The sequence below is a fragment of the Micromonospora sp. NPDC000089 genome (assembly GCF_042899365.1).
Classification (GTDB): domain Bacteria; phylum Actinomycetota; class Actinomycetes; order Mycobacteriales; family Micromonosporaceae; genus Micromonospora.
Map to the genome: position 1 here is coordinate 425,771 of NZ_JBIAZT010000001.1, position 20,719 is coordinate 446,489.

At 76.1% G+C, this 20,719-nt stretch carries 20 protein-coding genes; 11 read left to right on the forward strand and 9 right to left on the reverse strand.

The genetic code is table 11. From position 1 onward, the window contains the following. Window positions 1-17: 17 nt before the first annotated feature. The 4 genes from ACFY3U_RS01965 to ACFY3U_RS01980 all read left to right on the forward strand — a co-directional run bounded on the left by ACFY3U_RS01965 (window position 18) and on the right by ACFY3U_RS01980 (window position 4,736). On the forward strand, window positions 18-416 hold the full coding sequence (locus ACFY3U_RS01965) for a YidH family protein (protein WP_387193284.1): 399 nt from the start codon (window positions 18-20) through the stop codon (window positions 414-416). After that, window positions 413-712, forward strand: coding sequence for a DUF202 domain-containing protein (locus ACFY3U_RS01970; RefSeq protein WP_387193287.1), 300 nt, complete (start codon window positions 413-415; stop codon window positions 710-712). Before ACFY3U_RS01965 ends, ACFY3U_RS01970 begins: the two co-directional genes overlap by 4 nt. 216 nt (window positions 713-928) lie before the next feature. Beyond that, window positions 929-1,351, forward strand: a complete 423-nt coding sequence (locus tag ACFY3U_RS01975) for a PLD nuclease N-terminal domain-containing protein (RefSeq protein ID WP_387193290.1) — start codon at window positions 929-931, stop codon at window positions 1,349-1,351. 34 nt (window positions 1,352-1,385) lie between these two features. Then, window positions 1,386-4,736, forward strand: a complete 3,351-nt coding sequence (locus tag ACFY3U_RS01980; protein ID WP_387193293.1) for a BTAD domain-containing putative transcriptional regulator — start codon at window positions 1,386-1,388, stop codon at window positions 4,734-4,736. Here ACFY3U_RS01980 and ACFY3U_RS01985 read toward each other — a convergent pair. The 4 genes from ACFY3U_RS01985 to ACFY3U_RS02000 form a co-directional block, all read right to left on the reverse strand. Beyond that, complete coding sequence (locus tag ACFY3U_RS01985) at window positions 4,720-5,535, reverse strand: ABC transporter permease (RefSeq protein ID WP_387193296.1); 816 nt, start codon at window positions 5,533-5,535, stop codon at window positions 4,720-4,722. The genes ACFY3U_RS01980 and ACFY3U_RS01985 overlap by 17 nt on opposite strands. Next, window positions 5,532-6,506, reverse strand: coding sequence for an ATP-binding cassette domain-containing protein (locus ACFY3U_RS01990; RefSeq protein ID WP_387194122.1), 975 nt, complete (start codon window positions 6,504-6,506; stop codon window positions 5,532-5,534). The genes ACFY3U_RS01985 and ACFY3U_RS01990 overlap by 4 nt, the downstream gene beginning before the upstream one ends. A 149-nt stretch (window positions 6,507-6,655) precedes the next feature. Continuing rightward, complete coding sequence (locus ACFY3U_RS01995) at window positions 6,656-8,278, reverse strand: acetolactate synthase (RefSeq protein WP_387193299.1); 1,623 nt, start codon at window positions 8,276-8,278, stop codon at window positions 6,656-6,658. Between the two features lie 86 nt (window positions 8,279-8,364). Continuing rightward, window positions 8,365-9,138 (reverse strand): enoyl-CoA hydratase-related protein, encoded by a 774-nt coding sequence (locus ACFY3U_RS02000; protein ID WP_387193302.1) that lies wholly within the window; start codon window positions 9,136-9,138, stop codon window positions 8,365-8,367. Window positions 9,139-9,237: 99 nt separating this feature from the next. On the opposite strand from ACFY3U_RS02000, the gene ACFY3U_RS02005 reads away from it, so the two are divergent. From ACFY3U_RS02005 to ACFY3U_RS02015, 3 genes are all read left to right on the forward strand, one after another. Then, the gene (locus ACFY3U_RS02005; protein WP_387193305.1) at window positions 9,238-9,735 is read left to right on the forward strand and encodes a DUF6232 family protein; all 498 of its coding nucleotides are present in this window, start codon (window positions 9,238-9,240) and stop codon (window positions 9,733-9,735) included. A 62-nt stretch (window positions 9,736-9,797) separates the two neighbouring features. Beyond that, window positions 9,798-10,280 (forward strand): DUF6232 family protein, encoded by a 483-nt coding sequence (locus ACFY3U_RS02010; RefSeq protein ID WP_387194125.1) that lies wholly within the window; start codon window positions 9,798-9,800, stop codon window positions 10,278-10,280. Further along, window positions 10,277-10,648 carry a hypothetical protein gene (locus tag ACFY3U_RS02015; RefSeq protein WP_387193308.1) on the forward strand — a complete coding sequence of 124 codons (372 nt, stop codon included), beginning with the start codon at window positions 10,277-10,279 and terminating at the stop codon, window positions 10,646-10,648. Before ACFY3U_RS02010 ends, ACFY3U_RS02015 begins: the two co-directional genes overlap by 4 nt. Window positions 10,649-10,691: 43 nt before the next feature. On the opposite strand, the gene ACFY3U_RS02020 is transcribed toward ACFY3U_RS02015, so the two are convergent. Beyond that, window positions 10,692-12,206 carry an alpha/beta hydrolase gene (locus ACFY3U_RS02020; protein WP_387193311.1) on the reverse strand — a complete coding sequence of 505 codons (1,515 nt, stop codon included), beginning with the start codon at window positions 12,204-12,206 and terminating at the stop codon, window positions 10,692-10,694. 120 nt (window positions 12,207-12,326) lie between these two features. Between ACFY3U_RS02020 and ACFY3U_RS02025 the strand changes: the two genes are divergently transcribed. Beyond that, window positions 12,327-13,139: a hypothetical protein gene (locus ACFY3U_RS02025; protein ID WP_387193314.1), complete on the forward strand. Its 813-nt coding sequence runs from the start codon at window positions 12,327-12,329 to the stop codon at window positions 13,137-13,139. 6 nt (window positions 13,140-13,145) lie between these two features. Here the strand turns inward: ACFY3U_RS02025 and ACFY3U_RS02030 are convergent, their stop codons facing one another. Further along, window positions 13,146-14,039, reverse strand: a complete 894-nt coding sequence (locus tag ACFY3U_RS02030; RefSeq protein WP_387193317.1) for a ribokinase — start codon at window positions 14,037-14,039, stop codon at window positions 13,146-13,148. 58 nt (window positions 14,040-14,097) lie between these two features. Further along, complete coding sequence (locus ACFY3U_RS02035; protein ID WP_387193320.1) at window positions 14,098-14,937, reverse strand: ABC transporter ATP-binding protein; 840 nt, start codon at window positions 14,935-14,937, stop codon at window positions 14,098-14,100. Window positions 14,938-15,069: 132 nt separating this feature from the next. Here ACFY3U_RS02035 and ACFY3U_RS02040 point away from each other — a divergent pair, with 132 nt between their 5' ends. Together ACFY3U_RS02040 and ACFY3U_RS02045 are read left to right on the forward strand one after the other, a co-directional pair. Further along, window positions 15,070-16,089, forward strand: coding sequence for an ABC transporter ATP-binding protein (locus ACFY3U_RS02040; RefSeq protein WP_387193323.1), 1,020 nt, complete (start codon window positions 15,070-15,072; stop codon window positions 16,087-16,089). After that, entirely contained in the window at window positions 16,086-17,105 is a 1,020-nt protein-coding gene (locus ACFY3U_RS02045) for an ABC transporter permease subunit (RefSeq protein WP_387193326.1), read from the forward strand. Before ACFY3U_RS02040 ends, ACFY3U_RS02045 begins: the two co-directional genes overlap by 4 nt. Window positions 17,106-17,231: 126 nt before the next feature. On the opposite strand, the gene ACFY3U_RS02050 is transcribed toward ACFY3U_RS02045, so the two are convergent. Further along, window positions 17,232-18,407: an ROK family protein gene (locus ACFY3U_RS02050; protein WP_387193329.1), complete on the reverse strand. Its 1,176-nt coding sequence runs from the start codon at window positions 18,405-18,407 to the stop codon at window positions 17,232-17,234. Between the two features lie 141 nt (window positions 18,408-18,548). Here ACFY3U_RS02050 and ACFY3U_RS02055 point away from each other — a divergent pair, with 141 nt between their 5' ends. Then, entirely contained in the window at window positions 18,549-20,000 is a 1,452-nt protein-coding gene (locus ACFY3U_RS02055; protein WP_387193332.1) for a glycoside hydrolase family 3 N-terminal domain-containing protein, read from the forward strand. A 70-nt stretch (window positions 20,001-20,070) separates the two neighbouring features. On the opposite strand, the gene ACFY3U_RS02060 is transcribed toward ACFY3U_RS02055, so the two are convergent. After that, window positions 20,071-20,421 carry an STAS domain-containing protein gene (locus tag ACFY3U_RS02060; protein WP_387193336.1) on the reverse strand — a complete coding sequence of 117 codons (351 nt, stop codon included), beginning with the start codon at window positions 20,419-20,421 and terminating at the stop codon, window positions 20,071-20,073. Window positions 20,422-20,719 lie beyond the last annotated feature (298 nt).

Consider the following 20,719-nt stretch of genomic DNA (forward strand, 5'->3'; position numbering starts at 1 on the left):
CGCGGGTAAAGCGGATAATGACCGCCGTGTGGCAGGGGATCAGGCGGTGGTTCGACCCGTCCGAGGTGCGATCGGTCGGTGACCAGCCGGACTACCGGTTCTCGCTGGCCAACGAGCGGACGTTCCTGGCCTGGCTGCGCACCGGGCTGGCGCTGATCGCCGGCGGGCTGGCCGCGGCGCAGTTCCTGCCCCCGCTGCCGCTGCGCCACCTGCGCGAGGTGATCGCCGTCGCGCTGCTGCTGCTCGGCGGCACGGTGGCGATCCGGGCGGTGGACCACTGGGCCCGTACCGAACGGGCCATCCGGCTCGGCGACGAGCTGCCGGTGTCCCGCTTCCCGGCCGTCCTCGCCCTGCTGGTGGCGCTGGGCGCGGTGCTGCTGGTGATCGCGGTCGTGGCCCGGGCCGCCGGCCGATGACCCGGGATCCCGGGCTGCAGCCGGAGCGGACCCGGCTGGCCTGGCGGCGGACCGCCCTCGCGCTCACCGTGGTGACCGTGCTCGCGATCCGGCTGGCGCTGACCGGCGACACCCACCGGGCACTCCTCGCCGTCGCCGCGCTGATCCTCTGGCTGGCGGCCCTGGCGGTCTCCTGGGAGCGGGCCACCGGCCGGGATCCGCTGCGGGCCGGGTCCCGCGCGATGCCGGTGGTCGCCCTGGCCGCCGCCGCGATGGCCCTGCTCGCCGTGCCGCTGGTGCTGCACGCCCCGCACTGACCGACCGCCACCCCGCCCCGCCGGCACCCGTCGGGCCGCCTTCCCGCCTCGCGCCTTGATCGTTTACACCTGACCGACTCGACACGCCGCGCGGCCGCCGGTGAGGCGTATCCGATCACCGTGGACCCGCCGGTGGACGCGCGGGTGCGCCGGATGCCCTCCCGGGTGGACGGTGCGGGCTGCGGCGGAGGGCATCGGTAGGCCATGATGTCCGGCATGGTGCGGCTCTACGGGCTTCTCTTCCTGGTCGAGATCGTTCTCGGCATCTGTGCGTTGATCAGCTGTCTCTCCGCCGAGGAGGGGCAGATCCGCGCGCTGCCCCGGGTCGCCTGGGTGCTGATCATCCTGCTCTTCCCGCTGGTCGGCTCCGTCGTCTGGTTCGCCGCCGGGCGGGAGCCCGGGCCGGCCCGGCCGCGCACCGCCTGGCCGATGGGCGACGGCTTCTCGGAGCGGGACCGGGCCAACCGGGTCGCGCCGGACGACGATCCCGAGTTCCTGCGCTCGGTCGCGGAACGCTCCCGCCGGCAGGACGAGGAGATGTTCCGCCGCTGGGAGGACGACCTGCGCCGGCGCGAGGACGACCTGCGCCGTCGGGCCGGCGACGCGCCGCGCGAGGAGGACCGGCCCGACGCCAGGTGACCGGGTTCGGGCGGCGGCGCGGCAGAATCGGGCCGTGCGGATCTGCCTGCTCGGGCCCTTGGAGGTCCACGCCGACGACGGGTCACCCGTCGAGGTCGGCGGCGCCCGGCTGCGCCGGCTGCTGATCCTGCTCGCGCTGGAACCCGGGCGCTGGGTGCCGGCGCCCCGACTGGTGGACCTGCTCTGGAGCGGTCAGCCCCCGGCCGGCGCGGCGAACGCGTTGCAGGCGCTGGTGTCGCGGCTGCGTCGGGCCGTACCGGGGCTGCCGGTGGAGGCCGGGGCCGGCGGGTACCGGCTGGTCCTCGGGCCGGACGCGGTGGACCTGCACCGGTTCGAGGCGGCGGCGGCGCGGGGCCGGGCGCTGCTGCCCACGGACCCGGCGCAGGCGTGCCACCGGCTCGACACGGCGCTGGCGCTCTGGCGGGGGCCGGCGCTGGCGGACGTCGCCGACGCCGACTTCGCGGCCGGCCCGGTGGCCCGGCTGGAGGAGCTGCGGCTCGCCGCCACCGAGGACCTCGTCGAAGCCCGGCTGACCCTGGAGGATCCCGCCGCCCTGCTGCCCCGGCTGCGCGAGCTCGTCGCCGCCCATCCATTGCGGGAGCGGTTCACCGGCCAGCTGATGCGGGCGCTGCACGCCGATGGCCGCTCGGCCGAGGCGCTCGCCGAGTACGAGCGGCTGCGGGGCACCCTCGCCGGGACGCTCGGCGTCGACCCCGGCCCGGAACTCGCCGCGCTGCACCTGGCCGTGCTGCGCGGCGACGGCCGCCCGCCCGATCCCGGCCCCGCCGCGCCCGCCCATCATCGACCGGCTACGACCGGGCCCGGCCAGCCTCGGCCGGTCACGACCGGAACCGGCCCGACCGGCCCGGCCAGGATCGGAACCGGCCCGACCGTCCGGCGCCGAGCGGTCCCGACGGATGCGGCGGCCGGCCCGGTGGGCGGGCGGCGGGACAACCTGCCCGCCGGGCTGACCAGCTTCGTCGGGCGAGCGGAGTCGGTCGACCAGGTACGCGAACTCCTGGCCGTGGCCCGGCTGGCCACCCTCACCGGCCCCGGCGGGGCGGGCAAGACCCGACTGGCGGTGGAGTCCGGCCGGGCCGTGATCGACCGGTTCCCGGAGGGGGTCTGGCTGGTCCAGCTCGCCCCGGTGACCGATCCCGGCGAGGTCGTCCAGACGGTGCTGTCCACCCTGGGGCTGCGCGAGCGGGCGCTCGTCGTGTCCCGGACGACGCCCGCCGAGGCCACCGACCCGCTCGACCGGCTTCTCGGCGGGCTCGCCTCCCGGCGGGCGCTGCTGGTGCTGGACAACTGCGAGCACCTGCTGGACGCCGCCGCCGACCTGGTCGACCGGCTGCTGGCGGGCTGCCCCGACCTGCGGGTGCTGGCCACCAGCCGGGAGCCGCTGGGCATCACCGGCGAGGTGGTCCGCCCGGTCGGCTCGCTCGCCCTGCCGCCGCCGGACGCGACGCCGACGGTCGCGCTGGCGTACCCGGCGGTGCGGTTGCTCGCGGACCGGGCCGCCGCGGTCCGACCCGACTTCACCGTGGACGCCGACACGGTGGGCCCGGTGGTCCGGATCTGCCGGGCGCTGGACGGCATGCCGCTCGCCATCGAGCTGGCCGCGGCCCGGCTGCGGGCGATGACCGCGGCCCAGGTCGCCGCCCGGCTGGACGACCGGTTCCGGCTGTTGACCGGGGGCAGCCGGACCGCCCTGCCCCGGCACCAGACGCTGCGCGCGGTGGTGGACTGGAGCTGGGAGCTGCTCACCGACGGCGAGCGTGCGCTGTGGCGGCGGATGTCGGTCTTCGCCGGCGGCGCCACCCTGGCGGCGGTGGAGCACGTCTGCGCCGGGCCCGACCTCGCCGACGCGGACGTCCTCGACGTGCTCTCCGCGCTGGTGGAGAAGTCGCTGGTGCTGGCCGGCGGGGACGGCGAGCCGCGCTACCGGATGCTGGAGACCATCCGGGAGTACGGGTTGGACCGGCTGGTCGAGGCCGGCGAGGCCGAGCCGCTGCGCCGGGCGCACGCCGCCTGGTGTCTCGCCCTCGCCGAGCGGGCCGACCCCGAGCTGCGCGGCCGGGACCAGTTGCCCTGGCTGGGCCGGCTCGCCGCCGAGCAGGACAATCTGCACGCCGCCCTGCGCTGGGCGATCGGTGGGCAGGACGCGCCGACCGCCGTCCGGCTCACCGCCGCGCTCGGCTGGTACTGGTGGCTGCGCGGGCAGCGGGCCGACGGGGCGAACCTGGCCGAGGAGGTGCTCGCGCTGGCCGACCGGGCCGGGCTGCCGGCGAGCCGGTCGCTGGTGGTCGCGCACACCGTCGGCGCGATGAACGTGCTCAGCGCGCGGGCCGATCTGGAGTTGAGCGGGCGCTGGGTCACCCGTGGCGCCGACCTCGCCGCCGGCCTCGACGACGACGACCCGTTCCTGCGCCTGGTCCGCCCGATCGCCGGGATGACCAGTCTGGACCGGATGGCCGAGGCGCTGCCGGTGATGGCCGAGCGCTTCGCCGACCCGGATCCGTGGGTGGCCGCGGTGGCCCGGGTGATGCACGCGCACATGGAGCTGAACACCGGCCGTCCCCCGGCCGGCGCCCTGGCCCGGTTCGGTGAGGCGCTGGAGCTGTTCGCCTCGGTCGGCGACCGGTGGGGCACATCGACCTCGCTGTCCGCGCTGGCCGACCTGCTCACCCGCGACGGCGACCACCGGGCAGCCGTGGACCACCTGCACCGGGCCGTGGCGGCGGTACGCGAGCTCGGCTCCGCCGAGGACCTGCCGCAGATGCAGTCCCGGCTGGCCCACCAGCACTGGCTGCTCGGCGAGCGGGAGCGGGCCGTGGAGCTGCTGGCCGAGGCGGAGCGGGAGGCCGAGCGCACCGGCGCGGAGGAGGCGCTGGCAGTCGTCGCCGCGACCTGGTGCGAGGTGCTGCGGGACGCGGCCGACTGGCCGGCGGCGCTGCGCTGGGCCGAGCGGGCCCGGCGGCTCACCGGCGCGCGCACCGTCGTCCCACAGTGGCGGGCGATGGTCGAGGCCGCGATCGGGCACGTCGAGATCGGCGTCGGAGAGCTGCCCGCCGCCCGGGCCCACCTGGATCGCGCCCTCGACCTGGCGATCGGGTCGATGGACGCGCCGGTGGTGGCGATGGTGGTGGTCGGCTACGCCGACCACGCGCTGGGGGCCGGGCGGCCGGACGCGGCGGCCCGGCTGCTCGGGGCCGCCGACAGCATCCGGGGTGGGCCGGACCTGAGCGCGTTGGACGCGCTGCGGGTGGCCCGGGACGCCCGCGGGGCGCTCGGCGAAACCGGGTTCGCCGAGGCCCACGCGAGCGGCCGGGACACCCGGCTGGACGACGTGCGCGAGCTGGTCCGGGTCACAGCCGACGGGTGAGCGCCCGCAACGACAGCGGAGCGAAGATCACCAGCAGCGCCGCCCCCCAGAGCACGGTCTGCAGCACCGGCCCGGCGACCGGGCCGCCGACCAGCAGCCCGCGCACCGCGTCGGCGACGATGGTCACCGGGTTGACCTCCACCCAGTGCTGCAGCCAGCCGGGCATCCGGTCGGTGGGCACGAAGATGTTGCTGGTGAAGGTGAGCGGGAAGAACACCATGAAGCCGAAGATCTGCACCTTCTCCGGCTCGCTGACCAGCACGCCGACCAGCACCGAGATCCACGACGCGGCCAGCGCGAAGGCCAGCAGCAGGGCGAACGCCGCCAGCACACCGAGCAGCCCGTTGCCGACCCGGAAGCCGAGGACCATCCCCACGGCGAGCAGCAGGGCGATCGACCAGGCCTGCTTGACGGTGTCGGCCACGATCCGGCCGGCGAGCGGCGCCCAGCGGGCGATCGGCAGCGTCCGCAGCCGGTCGAAGACCCCCTTGGTGAGGTCGTTGTTCAGCCCGAAGCCGGTGGTCATGGTGGCGAAGAGCATGTTCTGCACCATGATGCCGGGCAGCATGAACCGCAGGTAGTCACCGGACGAGCCGGCGATCGCGGTGCCGAAGACGTACGTGAACAGCAGCACGAACATCACCGGCTGGATGCTCAGGTCGAGCAGCTCCATCGGGTTGTGCTTGATCTGCACCAGACTGCGCCAGGCGAGGGTGAGGGTGTGCCGCAGCCCGGCGCCCGGCCCGAGTCGGCGGGCCGGCGCGAGCGGCGCGGCGGCGTTGGCGGTGGCGGCGGTCATGCCGGGCTCCCTTCCAGGACGGGGTCGGCGGCGGTCTCCTGCTCGGCCCGGTGCCCGGTCAGCGAGAGGAAGACCTCGTCCAGGCTGGAGCCGCGCAACGCCAACTCGGCGACCGCGACCTCGGCGTCGTCGAGCCGGCGCACCACGGCGGGCAGCACCGCCGGGTCGTTCACCGGCACGGTGACGGTGGTCTGGGCCACCTCGGGGGCGGCGCCGGCCACCTCCCCGGCGACCTGGACCACGGTCGGCAGGTCGGTCGGGTCGACCGGCCGCACGGTGAGCACCTGGCCGCCGATCTTGGCCTTCAGCTCGTCGGGCGTGCCCTGGGCGATCACCCGCCCGTGGTCGACCACGGCGATCTCGTTGGCGAGCTGGTCGGCCTCGTCGAGGTACTGCGTGGTCAGCAGCACGGTCACCCCGCCGGCGACCAGGCCCCGGACGATGTCCCACAGCTCGTTGCGGCTGCGCGGGTCCAGGCCGGTGGTCGGCTCGTCGAGGAAGAGCACCTGCGGCCGGCCCACCAGGCTGGCGGCCAGGTCGAGCCGGCGCCGCATGCCACCGGAGTACGTCTTCGCCGCTCGACCGGCGGCGTCGGTGAGCTGGAAGTCGGCGAGCAGCTGCGCCGCCCGGCTGCGGGCGTCCGCCCGGCTCATCCCCAGCAGCCGCCCGATGAGCAGCAGGTTCTCGGTGCCGGTCAGGGTCTCGTCGACCGAGGCGTACTGGCCGGTGAGGCCGATCAGTTGGCGCACCTGGTGCGCCTCGCGGCGCACGTCGTACCCGCCGACCTCGGCGTGCCCCTCGTCGGCGGCGAGCAGGGTGGCGAGCACCCGTACCGCGGTGGTCTTGCCGGCGCCGTTCGGCCCGAGCAGCCCGAAGACCGTCCCGGCGGGGACCGTCAGGTCGACTCCGGCGAGGGCGGTGGTGGCGCCGAACCGGCGCACCAGCCCCTCGGCGCGGATCGCGTGTGTCATCTCGAAAGAACTCCCGTCGTTCTCGCTGGTCACCCCACGATGAGCGACGGGTCTGACGGTACGGCGACGGCCGCTGACATGCCGCTGATTTTGGCTGCGGGAAGAAGCGCGCGCCGCCGCCGGTCGGCGGGCGCCGGCGCGCGGTCGGCTCAGGCCAGGTTCGACGACCGGGGGTACGCGTCCGTCGGGTCGGTCAGCACGTTCACCAGGTACGGCACCCCGGCGTCGAACGCCCGGGCCAGGGCGGGGCCGAGGTCGGCGGCCTTAGCCACCGTCTCGCCGGCGCCGCCGAGCGCCTCGACCACCTTGTCGTAGCGCAGCTCGGGCTGCAGGTCGGCGGCCACGTCGTAGCCGTACATGGCCCGCATCGGGTGCTTCTCCAGCCCCCAGATGCCGTTGTTGCCGACCACGATCACCACCGGCAGCTTCTGCCGCACCAGCGATTCCACGTCCATCAGGGAGAAGCCGGCCGCGCCGTCGCCCATCAGCACGCAGATCTGCCGGCCGGGGTGGGTGACCCGGGCCCCCATGGCGTAGCCCATCCCGGTGCCGAGGCAGCCGTACGGGCCGGGGTCGAGCCAGGTGCCGGGCTGGGCCGGCTCCAGGTAGCGCCCGGCGTACGAGACGAAGTCGCCGCCGTCGCCGATGGTGATCGCGTCGGCGGCGAGCACCCGGCGCAGCTCGCCGTAGACCCGGGCCGGGCGGATCGGGTCGGTCTCGGCGGCCATCTCTTCGGCGTCCCGAGCCTTCGCCGCGTCCTCGGCGAGCCGCAGCTGGGCGATCCAGTCGGCGTGGTCGGCCCGGTCGCCGGCGTGGTCGGCCAGGGCGGAGAGGATCAGCCGCAGGTCGCCGGCGGGGCTGGCGGCCGGCGCGACGTGCCCGGCGCGCTGGGTCGGGGCGTCCACGATGTGCACCACGGCGGCCTCGCCGAAGTCCCCGAAGCTCAGCCGGAAGTCGAGCGGGGTGCCGATCACCACCACCACGTCGGCGCCGCCCAAGGCGGGCCGGCGGGCCTTGGCGAAGGCGAGCGGGTGCCCGGGGGGCAGCGCGCCGCGCCCCATGCCGTTGGTGAAGACCGGCACCTGCAGGGCCTCGGCCGCCTCGCGCAGGGCGGCGACCGCGTCCCCGGCGTACACGTCGGAGCCGGCGATGATCACCGGGCGTTCGGCGGCGGCGATCAGCCGGGCGGCGCGGGCGACCTCGTCCGGGTCCGGCTCGATCGGGTCGAGCGCGGCCGGCGCGGGCACCTCGGCGTCGCCGACGGAGAAGATCGCCTCCAGCGGGAAGTCGAGGAAGGCCGGCCCGCGGTGCGGGGTGAGCGCGGCGGTCAGCGCGGCGCCGATCGCGCGCGGGATGTCGTCGGCGGCGAACACCGTCTCGGCGTGCTTGGTGACCGGGGCGACCAGCGGCAGGTGGTCCATCTCCTGCAGGCTGCCCGAGCCCCAGCGGAACTGCGGTGCCCGCCCGCCCAGCACCAGCACCGGCGAGGCGTTGAAGTACGCGCTGGTCAGCCCGGAGATGCCGTTGGTGACGCCGGGCCCGGCGGTGAGCACCGCCAGGCCGGGGCGGCGCTGCAGCTTGGCCACCGCCTCGGCGGCGAAGACGGCCGACTGCTCGTGCCGGACGTCGTAGATCGGGAAGCCGGTCTTGTGGGCGGCGTCGTAGAGCGGGAAGACGTGCCCGCCGGAGAGCGTGAACATCTCCCGTACGCCGTGCGCGCGCAGGGCGGCCAGCGCCAGCTCACCGCCGTGGCCCTCGACCCGTTCCGTCATCGCCGCTCCCCTCGCCGCCTGACCATCGTCGCCCGGCCGGAGTCACACGCTACTGGCCGGTACGGGCAATGTGAACCGCTCTCGGGTCACCGCCCGGTGAAGCCCGGCTTCCGCTTCGCCACGAAGGCGGCCATGCCCTCGCGCCGGTCGTCGGTGGCGAACAGCGCCGCGAAGAGCTGGCTCTCCCAGGCCAGGCCGGAGGTCAGGTCCATGTCCAGGCCGGCGTCCACCGCCAGCTTGGCCGCGCGCAGCGCCTGCGCCGGGCCGGTCAGGAACGGCGTCACCAGCTCGACCGCGGCGGTGTACACATCCGTGGCCGGCACCACCCGGTCGGCCAGGCCGATCCGCAGCGCCTCCTGGGCGTCGACCATCCGGCCGGTCATGATCAGATCCTTGGCGCGGGCCGGCCCGACCAGCCGGGCCAGCCGCTGGGTGCCGCCGGCGCCGGGGATGATGCCCAGCTTGATCTCGGGCTGGCCGAGCTTGGCGTCCTCGGCGACGATCCGCCAGTCGCAGGCCAGCGCCAGCTCGCAGCCGCCGCCGAGGGCGTACCCGGTGATCGCGGCGACCACCGGCTTTCCGATCCGGGCGATCGCGCCGAGCGCGCTGGACAGGTCGGCCGCCCGCTCCGCCATGTCCACGTAGGACATGTCGGCCATCTCCTTGATGTCCGCGCCGGCGGCGAAGACCTTCTCCCCGCCGTACACGATCACGGCGCGGACGCCCGGGTCGGCGGTGGCCGCCGCCGCGGCGGCGCGCAACTCCTCCTGCACCTGGGTGTTGAGCGCGTTCATCGGCGGCCGCTCCAGCCGGATGGTGCCGATGCCGTCCCTGGATTCCAGCCGCACGAACTCGCTCACGCTGCCCTCACTTCCTCGTCGAAGTCGCGTGCCAACCTTACGGGCGGTCTCGTTGGGGTACACAGTCGAGGTGTCCGCCCCCGGGCCGGGAGTGCAGCGATGATCACGTACTACGACGACCGGACCGTCCAGGTCACCTCCGCCGCGATCGAGGTCGACGGGCGGCGCTTCCTGGTGACCGAGATCGGCGCGGTGTGGCACCAGCGGGGCAGCCGCTCCTGGCGGGTGCTGGCCGGTCGGGGCGCGATCGGCGCCGCGCTGGCCGGGCCGCTGGTCGCCGCCGTGCTCGGCGTGGCACTGGCCTGGTGGCTGCGCCCCTCGACCACCGTCACGATCGCCATCGTCGGCGGGTCGGTGCTGGTCGGGTTGGCCGTCGGCCCGCTCGCCGACCTGCTCTTCGAGCACCTGGACCGCTCGTACGCCCGGGGCAGCCGGCAGTGGGAGATGTGGGCCCGCTGGCGGGGCCGGTCGGTGCTGCTGCTGCGCACCGGCGACGCGCTGCGCTTCGGGCAGATCTACCGGGCCGTGCAGCGCGCGGTCGACGGCGCCCCGACGCCCGCGCCGGGCCGCCGCGGGGCGCCGGGCCGCCCCGGCTGACGCGGACCGATTCCGGCGTCGCGCGGTGGGCGTTCCTTGCCCGCGGGTGGTTAAGCTTAATGATGACCCTCTATTACCGGGACGACCGCGTCCAGGTGACCTCGGAGTCGATCACCGCCGGCGGCCAGGCGGTCAGGATCGCCGACGTGTCGTACGTCTGGCACGCTCGGGGCGCCACCACGCTGGCCGTCCGGGGTCGGGTGCTGGGGCGGGGCGTCCTGGTGCTGCTGCTCTCGCTGCCGCCGCTGGTGGCGCTGATCTGCGTGATCTCGCTGGCCTGGTCGGCACAGGACCGGGGCAACTGGAAGCTGGCACTGATCATCCTGGCCGCCTGCGCGGTCGCCGCGCTGGCGCTCAGCCCGTTCCTGGAGCTGCCGCTGAGCTGGCTGGACCGCTCCTACGAGCGCGGCAACCGGGTGCACGAGCTGTGGGTGCAGCACCGCGGCCAAGAGGTGATGCTGCTGCGCACGCCCGACGCGCTACGGTTCGGGCAGATCTACCGGGCCGTGCAACGCGCCGTCGAGCAGCAGGGAGACCATCGGTGAAGACCCGTGGCGGGAACGCCCTCGCACTGGCCGGCCTGCTGGCGTCGGCCGGCGTCACGCACTTCGCCCGGCCCCGCTACTACGACGCGATCGTGCCGCGCGCGCTGCCCGGGCCGGCCCGCTTCTGGACGTACGCCAGCGGGGTCGCCGAGCTGGCGGTCGCCGCGGCCGTCGCCCATCCGGCCACCCGGCGGCGCGGTGGGCTGGCCGCCGCCGCGCTCTTCGTCGCGGTGCTGCCGGCCAACGTGCAGATGGCGGTGGACTGGCGCGACGCCGGGCCCGCCCGTCGGGCCGTCGCCTACGGCCGGCTCCCGGTGCAGGCGCCGCTGATCTGGTGGGGGCTGCGGGTCGCCCGCGGCCGCGGCTAGCGGGCTCGCCCCTGGGCGTGCCGGTGGTCATCGGCACGCGGGGTCAACCCAGCGGCAGGGTGGTGGCGACCGGCCAGGCGAGCAGGGCCGCGCCGACCAGGGCCGGCAGCCAGGGCGGCGCCCCGGCCCGGCGCAGCACCGCCGCCCAGGCCGCCTGCCAGCCGACCAGCACCGCGAACAGCGGCACCACCAGCAGCACGAAGCCGGGGGCCCGCCCGAGCACCGCGGCGGCGGCGAGGACCAGCACGGCGATCCCACCCACCGCGGCGTACCGCCAGCTGCGCCCGTCGGCCGCCCGCTCCGCGCCGAGCAGGAAGACCAGGCAGCCGGCGGCCACCACCGGCAGCAGCCACCATCGGGCGCCGACCGGCGCCGCCGAGGTCAGTCCCAGGTGGATCGGCACGGCGACGGCGACCAGCGCGTACCCGGTGAGCAGAGCCGCCGCGACCGGAGCCGGCACCGGGGCGCGGACCGGCTCCGGGGCGCGGACCGGCTCCGGGGCGCGGACCGGCCGCGGCGTACGGAGGACGGTCGGCGCGGCGGCCAGCAGCACGCCGGTGAGCAGCAGGAAACCGGTGACGTAGCCGCCGACGGCCAGCGGCAGCCGGGTGGTCGGCAGGACGCCGGCGACGGCCACGCCGAGCACCGCCGCGGCGGACGCCACCAGTGGCCACCGCCAGCGGGGCCCCGCCCGGGCCCGATCCCGTCGGCCCGGGCGCAGGAGCACCCCGGCCAGCGGGACGAAGCCCACCATGAGACCGAGCAGCAGCAGCCCCGCCGCGGTGAGCCGGTCGGTCGGCCGGGGCGGCGGCCCGTGCGCCCCGGGCACCGCGCCGGCGGCCGTCTCGTGGGTCCGGCGGGCGAAGAGCACCGAGATGTGCTCGGTGGCCGGGACGACCACCACCGTCCGCTCCCCCGCCGGCGCCGCCCGCGCCGCCGCCTCGGCCGCCGCGCGGAAATCCGGAAACTCGGCGCCGCCGACCACCAGCACCAGCGACCGGGGGCGCCCGTACGGCAGGTCGCCCGCGTCGGGCAGCGAGATGGCGACGGTACGGGCGATCTCCGGGTGCCCGGCGGCGTACCGGGTGACGGCGCCGGCACCCATCGAGTGGCCGACCAGCACGATCCGTGACGGGTCGACGTCGGGCAGGGCGCGCAGGTGGGCGACGGCGACGTCCAGGTCGTGCTCCAGGGTGGCCCGGGATGAGCCGGAGTCGCGCCCCGCGCCCGGCAGCCGCGCCGGGTTGGCGCCGTGCCCGGCGAAGTCGAGCAGCAGCGCCACGGCGCCCTGCCGGGCCACGGTGTCGGCCAGCGGGCGCATCAGCCGGGCCGACCCGGCGAAACCGTGCGCGATCACCACCCCTGGCCGGCGCCCGGTCGCCGGTCCACCGCGTACCTCGGTCAGCGGGACGCCGTCGACGGTCAGGTGCCGGGTGGTCAGCCCCGAGCCGGCCCGGGCCAGGCCGAAGCCGCCCAGCGCCAGCGCGAGGGCCGCCACCACGGCGAGCACCGTCGTCCTACGGACGGACGGCGCGACGCCGAGGGGGCGGACCGACATGCCGACACCCTACCGACCGGGTCCGACAGCGGGTGCTCGACGACGGCCCCGACCCGACCGGGACGTGACCGCCACCGCGCCACCCGGCAACCCTGGCGCACCCGACGCACACTGGGTGACATGGCTATTCCGCTGCCCCGCCCGACCGCCGTCCTCGGCGCCACCCGATCCGCCGTCGACCAGGCGTTCGGCTCGGCCGCCTCGTTCGCCGCCGTGCCCGCCCGCGCGTTCGCGCTGCTGGACGGGGTGGAGGCGCTGCTCGGCCGGATCAACGGCGTGGTGGACCGGATCGAGACGACGCTGGACCGCACCGACCGGGTGCTCACCGACGCCGAGGCGGCGGTCCGCGAGGTCGCGGTGATCAGTGCCGCCGCCACCGACGCGATCGACACCGCCACCGAGGTCGCCGCCGCGGCGGCCCGGGTGGTCGGTGAGGCCGAACGGGTCTCCGCCGCCGCCGCGGTGGTGGTCGGCGAGGCCGAGCGGGTGTCCGGCGCCGCGGCCGTGGTGGTGGGCGAGGCCGACAAGGTGGCCCGGGCCGCCGGCGCGGTGGTCGCCGAGGCGGACGCGGTGGCCGGCCGGGCCGCCGGCACGGTGGTCGTCGCCCAGGGCGCCGCCGCCACCGCCGGCGAGCTGCTCGAGGCGTACGAGCCGGCGCTGCGGCGGGGCGCGCCGATGGCCGCCCGGTTCGTCGCCGAGCTCAGCCAGGAGGAGGTCACCGCGGCGATCCGGCTGGTCGACGAGCTGCCGAAGCTCAAGGAGCACCTGACCGGCGACATCCTGCCGATCCTGGCCACCCTGGACCGGGTCGGCCCCGACCTGCACGACCTGCTGGACGTCACCCGGGATCTCAATCTCGCCGTGGCCGGCATCCCCGGCCTGGGCATGCTGCGCCGGCGCGGCGAGCGGCTCAGCGACGACGCGGCGGAGTGAGCCGGGTCAGCGGGAGTACAGCTCGTCGATCTCGGCCCGCCGAGGCAGCGCCACCGAGGCGCCGAGCCGGCGTACGCAGGCCGCGCCGGCCGCCGCGGCCCAGCGCACCGCGTCGCGTACCTCCCGGCCCTCGCCCCAGCCGACTGCCAGCGCGGCGGTGAAGGCGTCGCCGGCCGCGGTGGTGTCGACCACCTCGACCGGCACGGCCGGGACGTGCAGCCGCTCGCCGTCCCGCTCGACGTACCAGGCGCCCTCGCCGCCGAGGGTCAGCACCGCCCGGGGCACCAGCCCGAGCAGCGCCGCGGGGTCGTCCCGGCCCCGCCCGGTCAGCGCCTGCGCCTCGGGCTCGTTGACCACCAGCAGGTCCACCGCGGCGAGCAGCTCGGCCGGCACCGGCCGGGCCGGCGCCGCGTTGAGGATCACCCGGGTGCCCGCCGCGCGGGCGGCCACCGCCGCGGCGGTCACCGTCTCCACCGGGATCTCCAGCTGCGCGACCAGCACGTCCGCCTCGCGTACGGCGTGCAGCTCGCCCTCGGTGAGCCCGGTGAACGCCGCGTTGGCGCCCGGGGTGACCAGGATCGCGTTCTCGCCCCGCTCGTTGACCAGCACCAGGGCCACCCCGGAGTCGCCGTAGACCACCCGCAGCTGGCCGGTGTCCACCCCGGCGGCGGTGATCCGGGCCCGCAGGGTGACGCCGAAGGAGTCGGAGCCGAGCGCCCCGAGGAACGCGCAGGAGGCCCCGGCGCGGACGGCGGCGACCGCCTGGTTGGCGCCCTTGCCACCGGGCACCATCACGAACTGGCTGCCCAGCACCGTCTCGCCCGGCCGGGGCAGGGTGGGCCCGGTGCCGACCAGATCCATGTTCGCGCTGCCCACCACGACCACCCGGGTCTGCGACACCGCCACCTCCTGCACGTTGCGGCCGGTCCGCGGGACCGCGCCGGTGAGCTCGACCGCGTCAGGCGGCGCGGGCGGTGAAGCGGTCGCCGCGGCGCTCGACCACCAGCGGCAGGCCGAAGGTCTTGGCGAGGTTGTCGCCGGTCAGCGTGTCGGCGAGCAGCCCCTGCGCGACGACACCGCCCTCGCGCAGCAGCAGCGCGTGGGTGAAGCCGGGCGGGATCTCCTCGACGTGGTGGGTGACCAGCACCATGGCCGGGGCGTCCGGGTCGTACGCCAGGTCGGCCAGCCGGGCCACCAGGTCCTCGCGACCGCCCAGGTCGAGCCCGGCGGCTGGCTCGTCCAGCAGCAGCAGCTCGGGGTCGGTCATCAGCGCCCGGGCGATCTGCACCCGCTTGCGCTCACCCTCGGAGAGGGTGCCGTACGTCCGCTCGGCGAGGTGCCCGACGCCGAGCTGCCCGAGCAGGGCGCGGGCGCGCGCCTCGTCGCCGCGGTCGTAGCTCTCCCGCCAGCGGCCGACCACCGACCAGGCGGCGGTGACCACCACGTCGGACACCCGCTCCTCGGCGGGCACCCGCTCGGCCAGCGCGGCGGTGGAGAGGCCGATCCTGGTCCGCAGCTCGTTGACGTCGGTCCGGCCGATCCGCTCGCCGAGCACATGGGCGGTGCCGGTGGTGGGGTGCAGCCGCCCGGCCGCCAGGTTGAGCAGGGTCGTCTTGCCCGCGCCGTTGGGCCCCAGCACGACCCAGCGCTCGTCCAGCTCGACCTGCCAGCGCAGGTCGTGCAGGAGCGCCGTGCCGGCGCGCCGGACGCCGACGTCGTCCAGGCTGACCACCAGATCCGCGTCCACGGGGGCTTCGGCGGTGGCGCGCGCGGCGCCGGGGATCAGGTCACCAGTCACGGGCCCATCCAATCACGCGCCCCGCGAGGTGCCCCCCACGGGCAGCGGCGGCGTCCTAGGGTGGGGCACCGTGTCGTTGGTCACCAGCCCCGGAGGACGCATGCCCGACCGTACCCACCAGGATCGTCGCGGATGAGCGCGGTCATCGAGATCGAGGGGCTGCGCAAGACGTTCCACACGCTGCGGCGCGGGCGCCGGGTGGCGGTGGACGGCTTCGACATGCTGGTCGAGTCCGGCCAGGTGCACGGCTTCCTCGGCCCGAACGGGTCGGGCAAGACCACCACGCTGCGCGCCCTGCTCGGCCTGGTTCGCGCCGACGCCGGCCGGATGAGCGTGCTCGGCGCCGCCGCGCCGGAGCAGCTGCCGACGGTGTCCGCCCGGCTCGGCGCGATCGTGGAGAGCCCGCAGTTCTTCGGCAACTTCTCCGGCCACCGGACGCTGCACCTGCTCGCGGTGGCCGGCGGCGTGCCGACCGCCCGGGTGGACGAGGTGCTGGAGCAGGTCGGCCTGGGTGACCGTGCCGACGATCGGGTGAAGGGCTACTCGCTCGGCATGAAGCAGCGGCTGGCGGTGGCCTCGGCCCTGCTGAAGTCCCCCGAGCTGCTGATCCTGGACGAGCCGGCGAACGGGCTGGACCCGGCCGGCATCCGGGAGATGCGGGACCTGATGCGCTCGCTGGCCTCAGCCGGCGTGACCGTGCTGGTCTCCAGCCACATCCTGGCCGAGATCGAGCTGATCTGCGACCACGTGACGATCATCTCGCGCGGGCGCCGGGTGGCGGCCGGCCCGGTGAGCGAGGTGCTGGCCGGCTTCGACCAGCACGAGTGGCGGGTCGGGGTGGCCGAGCCCGCTCGCGCCGGCGAGCTGCTGCGCGCGGCCGGCCTGCGGGTGGCCGACCACGACGGGACGCTGGTGGTCGGCGGCGCGCAGGAGCCCGAGCTGATCAGCCGCACGCTCGGCGAGCAGGGGCTCTGGGTACGCGAGCTGACCGCCATCCGGCCGGATCTGGAGAGCGTCTTCCTGGAGCTGACCGGCGGCGCGGCGCAGTCCACGCTGCCCCGACAGGGCGGCGGGCCGCTCGGGCCCGGGGAGGAGACCGACCAGCAGATGATCGACCTCGACGTGTGGGCGGGCCGGGGGGCGGACGCGTGAACCTGATCCGGGCCGAGCTGGAGCGGCTGGCCGCCCGTCGCTTCGTCCAGCTGATGGTGGTGCTGCTGGCGTTGGCCTTCACCGTCACCGCCGCGACCACCCTGGGCGGGTCGCACCGCCCGTCGCCGGTCGAGGTGACGCGGGCCCAGTCCCTGGCCGCCGAGGAGGTCAGCCGGATGGCGGCCGACCACGACCGCTGCCTGCGGATCAAGGCCGGCGAGGTGCCGGTCACCGAGGCCACCGGGTACGTCCCGGCGGACTGCAGCGAGCTGGACCCGGTGCTGAAGGACCGGCTGCCGATCGCCTCGGACTACCTGCAGAACGTGTTCGTCTTCGAGCGACAGGCCCGCCCGCTGGTCTACTTCCTGATCGCCTTCCTGGCGCTGTTCGGCTTCCTGGTGGGCGCCTCGTACATCGGCGCGGACCTGAACTCCGGCGGGGTGGTGAACCTGCTGCTCTGGCGGCCGCGCCGGCTCACCGTGCTCGGGGCGAAGCTCGGCACGCTGCTCACCGTGGTGGCGGCCCTGTCGGTGGTGGCGACGCTGGTCTACCTGCTGACCTTCTGGACCATCGGGCAGAGCGCCGGCCTGCCCGGGGCGCTGACCGGTCAGTACTGGCGGGATCTGGGCGCCATCTGGGGCCGGGGCATGCTGGTGGTGCTGCTGGCCACGGCGGCCGGCTTCGCGATCGCCACCCTGGGCCGGCACACCTCGGCGGCGCTCGGCGTGCTGGCCGCGTACGCGGTGGTCTGGGAGCTGGGCGCCCGGTTGGTGCTGGAGATCCTCCAGGTGGCCCGGCCGGACCAGCTGATGCTCTCCAGCTACCTGACCGCGTGGCTGCGCGGGCGGACGGAGTTCTGGGACGACAGCCTGCCCTGCCCGGGCAGCTCGGCGCAGTTCTGCAGCGGTGGCAGCTACGCGATCACCTGGGCGCCGGCGCTGGCGGTGCTGGTGCTGCTGACCGGCGCGGTCACCGTGGCCGCGTTCGGGGTGTTCCGCCGGCGCGACCTGATCTGACCGCCGTCCGGTGCCCCGCTCCCCCGCGGGCGGGGCGCCGGACGAGGCGAGCCGGCGACGGGATCTTGCGGCGTTCGACTCGGTCGTGAAAGATTCCTTCACATGGGGGACGGCGGCGGCAACCGGTCAGCCGACGGTCGACCCGAAGACCTCGTCCCGGACGGCGTCCAGCGCGGTGCGCAGCGCCCCGCGCAGGATCGGCTCCTCGGTCAGCCCGGTGGGCACCACCCGCGGCCGGACCAGGGTGATCGCGGCGACCTCGTGCTGGACCCGGTCGGCCAGCGCCGCCCCGCCGGCCTGCCCGACCTCGCCGGCCAGCACCACCAGCGGCGGGTCAAGCACCACGCAGGTGCTGGCCACCCCGAGGGCGAGCCGTCGGGCCAGCTCGTCGAGCAGCGGGCCGCCGGCGGTGCCGGCCGCAATCGCCGCCCGCACCGCGTCCGCCGCCGTGTCGGCCCCGAAGCCGTGCTCGGCCGCCACCTCGCGGACCGCGTCCGCCCCGGCCAGGCGCTGGAAGGCCGGCTTGGCCCGGCGGGAGACGTCCCGCGGGATCGGCACCCCGGGCACCGGCAGATAGCCGATCTCGCCGGCCGCGCCGCTGCTGCCGTGGTGCAACCGGCCGCCGAGCACGATCGCCAGGCCCACGCCGGCGCCCACCCAGACCAGCACGAAGTCGGCCACCTGCTGGGCGGCGCCCGACTGCGCCTCGGCCACCGCCGCCAGGTTGACGTCGTTCTCGAAGACCACCGGGGTGTGCAGGTCCTCGCGCAGCGCGGCGAGCAGCCCCCGGTGCCAGCGCGGCAGGTTGAAGGCGAAGGTGATGTCACCGGTCGCCGGGTCCACCAGGCCGGGGGTGCCGAGCACCACCCGTCGTACGCTGTCCAGCCGGGCGCCGGCGCTGCTGGCCGCCCGGACCACCGCGTTGTGCACCACGCCGACCGGGTCGTCGGTGTCCCTGGTGGACTGCTCGACCCGGCCGATCACCGCGCCGGTGATGTCGGCGCACGCGGCCACCACCCGCTCCGCGCCCACGTCCACCCCGACCACGTGCGCGCTGCCCGGCCGGACGGCGTAGAGCTGGGCGTTCGGCCCGCGCCCGCCGGCCTGCTCGCCGACCCGGGTGACCAGACCGCGCTCCTCCAGCCGCTCGACCAGCTGGGACGCGGTGACCTTGGACAGGCCGGTCAGCTCGCCGAGCCGGGCCCGGGTCAGCGGGCCGCGTTCCAGCAGCAGCTCCAGCGCGGCACGGTCGTTGAGCGCCCGCAACAGGCGGGGCGTGCCGGGCAACCGGGTCGCACTCATGCCACGTCCTTCGCTGTCCATGAACGTCGTCAACCGACTCGACCAGATGACGGGTGTCCGTAGCGTATCGGCCACCCGGTGGCGCGAAATCTCCGACGACCGGACGGACGCGCTGCCACACTCGCCAGAGGGGGAAACACCATGGGGCTCGATCCGGGGCTGCGCCGGTTGGCGCTGGGCACGCTGCTGGCCGCGTACCCGGGGCCGGTGCCGCCCGACTGGGCCGTCGACCTGGTCGCCGAGGGGCTGGCCGGGCACACCCTGTTCGGCACCAACGTGCACGACCCGGGGCAGGTGGCGGCCGGCACCGCCGCGCTGCGGGCCGCCCGGCCGGACGTGCTGGTCGCCATCGACGAGGAGGGCGGCGACGTCACCCGGCTGGCGCACGCCACCGGCAGCCCGTACCCGGGCAACGCCGCGCTCGGCGCGGTGGACGACCCGGCGCTGACCCGGACGGTGTACGCGGCGATCGGCGCCGAGCTGGCCGCCCTCGGCATCACGGTGAATCTGGCCCCGACCGTCGACGTGAACACCGCCGACGAGAACCCGGTGATCGGCACCCGCTCGTTCGGCGCCGACCCGTCCCGGGTGGCCGCGCACACGGCGGCTGCCGTGGCGGGCCTCCAGTCGGTCGGGGTGGCCGCCTGCGCCAAGCACTTCCCCGGGCACGGCGCCACGGTCGCCGACTCGCACTACGAACTGCCCACCGTGGACGCCTCGCCGGCCCTGCTGCGCGAGCGCGACCTGCCGCCGTTCGCCGCGGCGATCGAGGCGGGCACCCGGGCGATCATGACCGCGCACATCCGGGTGCCGGCGCTGACCGGCGACGGGCCGGCCACCTTCAGCCGGGCCGTCCTGGTCGGCCTGCTCCGCCGGGAGTACGGCTTCACCGGCGCGGTGGTCACCGACGCGCTGGAGATGCGGGGCGCCGCGCTCGCCGCCGGCGGCGTCGGCCCGGCCGCGGTCCGCGCGCTGGCCGCCGGCGCCGACCTGCTCTGCGTGGGCGCGAAGGTGGACGCCGAGCTGGTCGAGCGGGTGGTCGCCGACATCGTCGGGGCGCTCGCCGACGGCCGGCTGGACCGGGCGCGGGTCGAGGAGGCGGCCGGTCGGGCCGCCGCGCTCGCCGCCTGGACCCGGGCCTCCGCGCCGGCCACCCCCGGCCCCGCCGGCCTCGGGTACGACGCCGCCCGCCGGGCGGTCCGCGTGGAGGGCGACCTGACCGGCCTGGACCGGCCCCTGGTGGTACGGCTGCAGGCCACCACCACGATCGCGCAGGGTCGGGTGCCGTGGGGGCTCGGCCCGCACCTCGCCGACGCCGAGGAGCTTCAGGTGGTGGCCGCGGAGGCGGACCCGGCGGCGCTCGGCTCGCTGGCCGCGGGCCGCCCGATCGTGCTGGTCGCCCGGCACCTGCACCGGTTGCCCGGCGGCCCGGCGCTGGTCGACGCGCTGGCCACGGCGTACCCGGTGGTCGTGGTGGAGATGGGCTGGCCGGGAAGTTGGCGCCCGGCCGGCGTGCGGGCCTTCGTGGTCACCTACGGCGCGAGTCACGCCAACGGGCGGGCCGCGGCGCAGGCGCTGGGCCTGGCCGGCTGAGGCGTCCTCACCAGCGGCGACGGTCAGCGGCGGCGGCCAGGGCGACAGGGGGTCGCAGCGGCGGCGACGGTCAGCGGCGGCGACCGGGGCCGCCGGGCCAGGTGCCCTCGACGCCGCCGTCCGGGAGCCCGAGCAGGGAACCGACCGCGGTGATCCGCAGCACCCGGGCCACCACCGGCTGCGGGTGGACGATCCGCAGCGACGCCCCCCGACCGACCGCCTCGGCGGCGCCGCGCAGCAGCGCGGCCACTCCGGTGGAGTCGACGAAGGTCACCTCGGCCAGGTCGACGACGATCTCGACCAGGCCCGGCCGGGCCAGGACGGCGTCGAGCACGGTGTCGAAGGTGCCGACGGTGGCCATGTCGAGCTCGCCCACCGGCCCGAGCACCACGTGGCCGCGATCCGCGTCCGGCGTCTCCACCTGTCTGCCGCCCCCACCGTCCGGCCGTGCCGGCGTCTCTCGCCGCGGCCCGACGATACCGGTAACGCGCCACTCCGCTCGGTGACGATGACCGGCGGGTCGGGCGGCGGCACACGCTGCGTCACCTCGCGGCGCACCCGCCCGGATTCGCTTCTCCGCAGCTCAAGTCCACTATTGGACAGTGCGAAACGGCTCGTCGACCCTTGCCCGGAGGACCAACCGTACGTAGCGTGACCATCGGCACCTGCCGGCGTGTGCCGGCTCACTCAAGGGGCCTGGGGGAGAGGCTGCGGACCGT

Coding starts and splice junctions, on each gene's coding strand:
- ACFY3U_RS01965 (WP_387193284.1), top strand. CDS start 18: ATGACCGCCGTGTGGCAGGGGATCAGGCGGTGGTTCGACCCGTCCGAG.
- ACFY3U_RS01970 (WP_387193287.1), top strand. CDS start 413: ATGACCCGGGATCCCGGGCTGCAGCCGGAGCGGACCCGGCTGGCCTGG.
- ACFY3U_RS01975 (WP_387193290.1), top strand. CDS start 929: ATGGTGCGGCTCTACGGGCTTCTCTTCCTGGTCGAGATCGTTCTCGGC.
- ACFY3U_RS01985 (WP_387193296.1), bottom strand. CDS start 5,535: ATGACCGCCGCCACCGCCAACGCCGCCGCGCCGCTCGCGCCGGCCCGC.
- ACFY3U_RS01990 (WP_387194122.1), bottom strand. CDS start 6,506: ATGACACACGCGATCCGCGCCGAGGGGCTGGTGCGCCGGTTCGGCGCC.
- ACFY3U_RS01995 (WP_387193299.1), bottom strand. CDS start 8,278: ATGACGGAACGGGTCGAGGGCCACGGCGGTGAGCTGGCGCTGGCCGCC.
- ACFY3U_RS02005 (WP_387193305.1), top strand. CDS start 9,238: ATGATCACGTACTACGACGACCGGACCGTCCAGGTCACCTCCGCCGCG.
- ACFY3U_RS02010 (WP_387194125.1), top strand. CDS start 9,798: ATGACCCTCTATTACCGGGACGACCGCGTCCAGGTGACCTCGGAGTCG.
- ACFY3U_RS02020 (WP_387193311.1), bottom strand. CDS start 12,206: ATGTCGGTCCGCCCCCTCGGCGTCGCGCCGTCCGTCCGTAGGACGACG.
- ACFY3U_RS02025 (WP_387193314.1), top strand. CDS start 12,327: ATGGCTATTCCGCTGCCCCGCCCGACCGCCGTCCTCGGCGCCACCCGA.
- ACFY3U_RS02040 (WP_387193323.1), top strand. CDS start 15,070: ATGAGCGCGGTCATCGAGATCGAGGGGCTGCGCAAGACGTTCCACACG.
- ACFY3U_RS02050 (WP_387193329.1), bottom strand. CDS start 18,407: ATGAGTGCGACCCGGTTGCCCGGCACGCCCCGCCTGTTGCGGGCGCTC.
- ACFY3U_RS02055 (WP_387193332.1), top strand. CDS start 18,549: ATGGGGCTCGATCCGGGGCTGCGCCGGTTGGCGCTGGGCACGCTGCTG.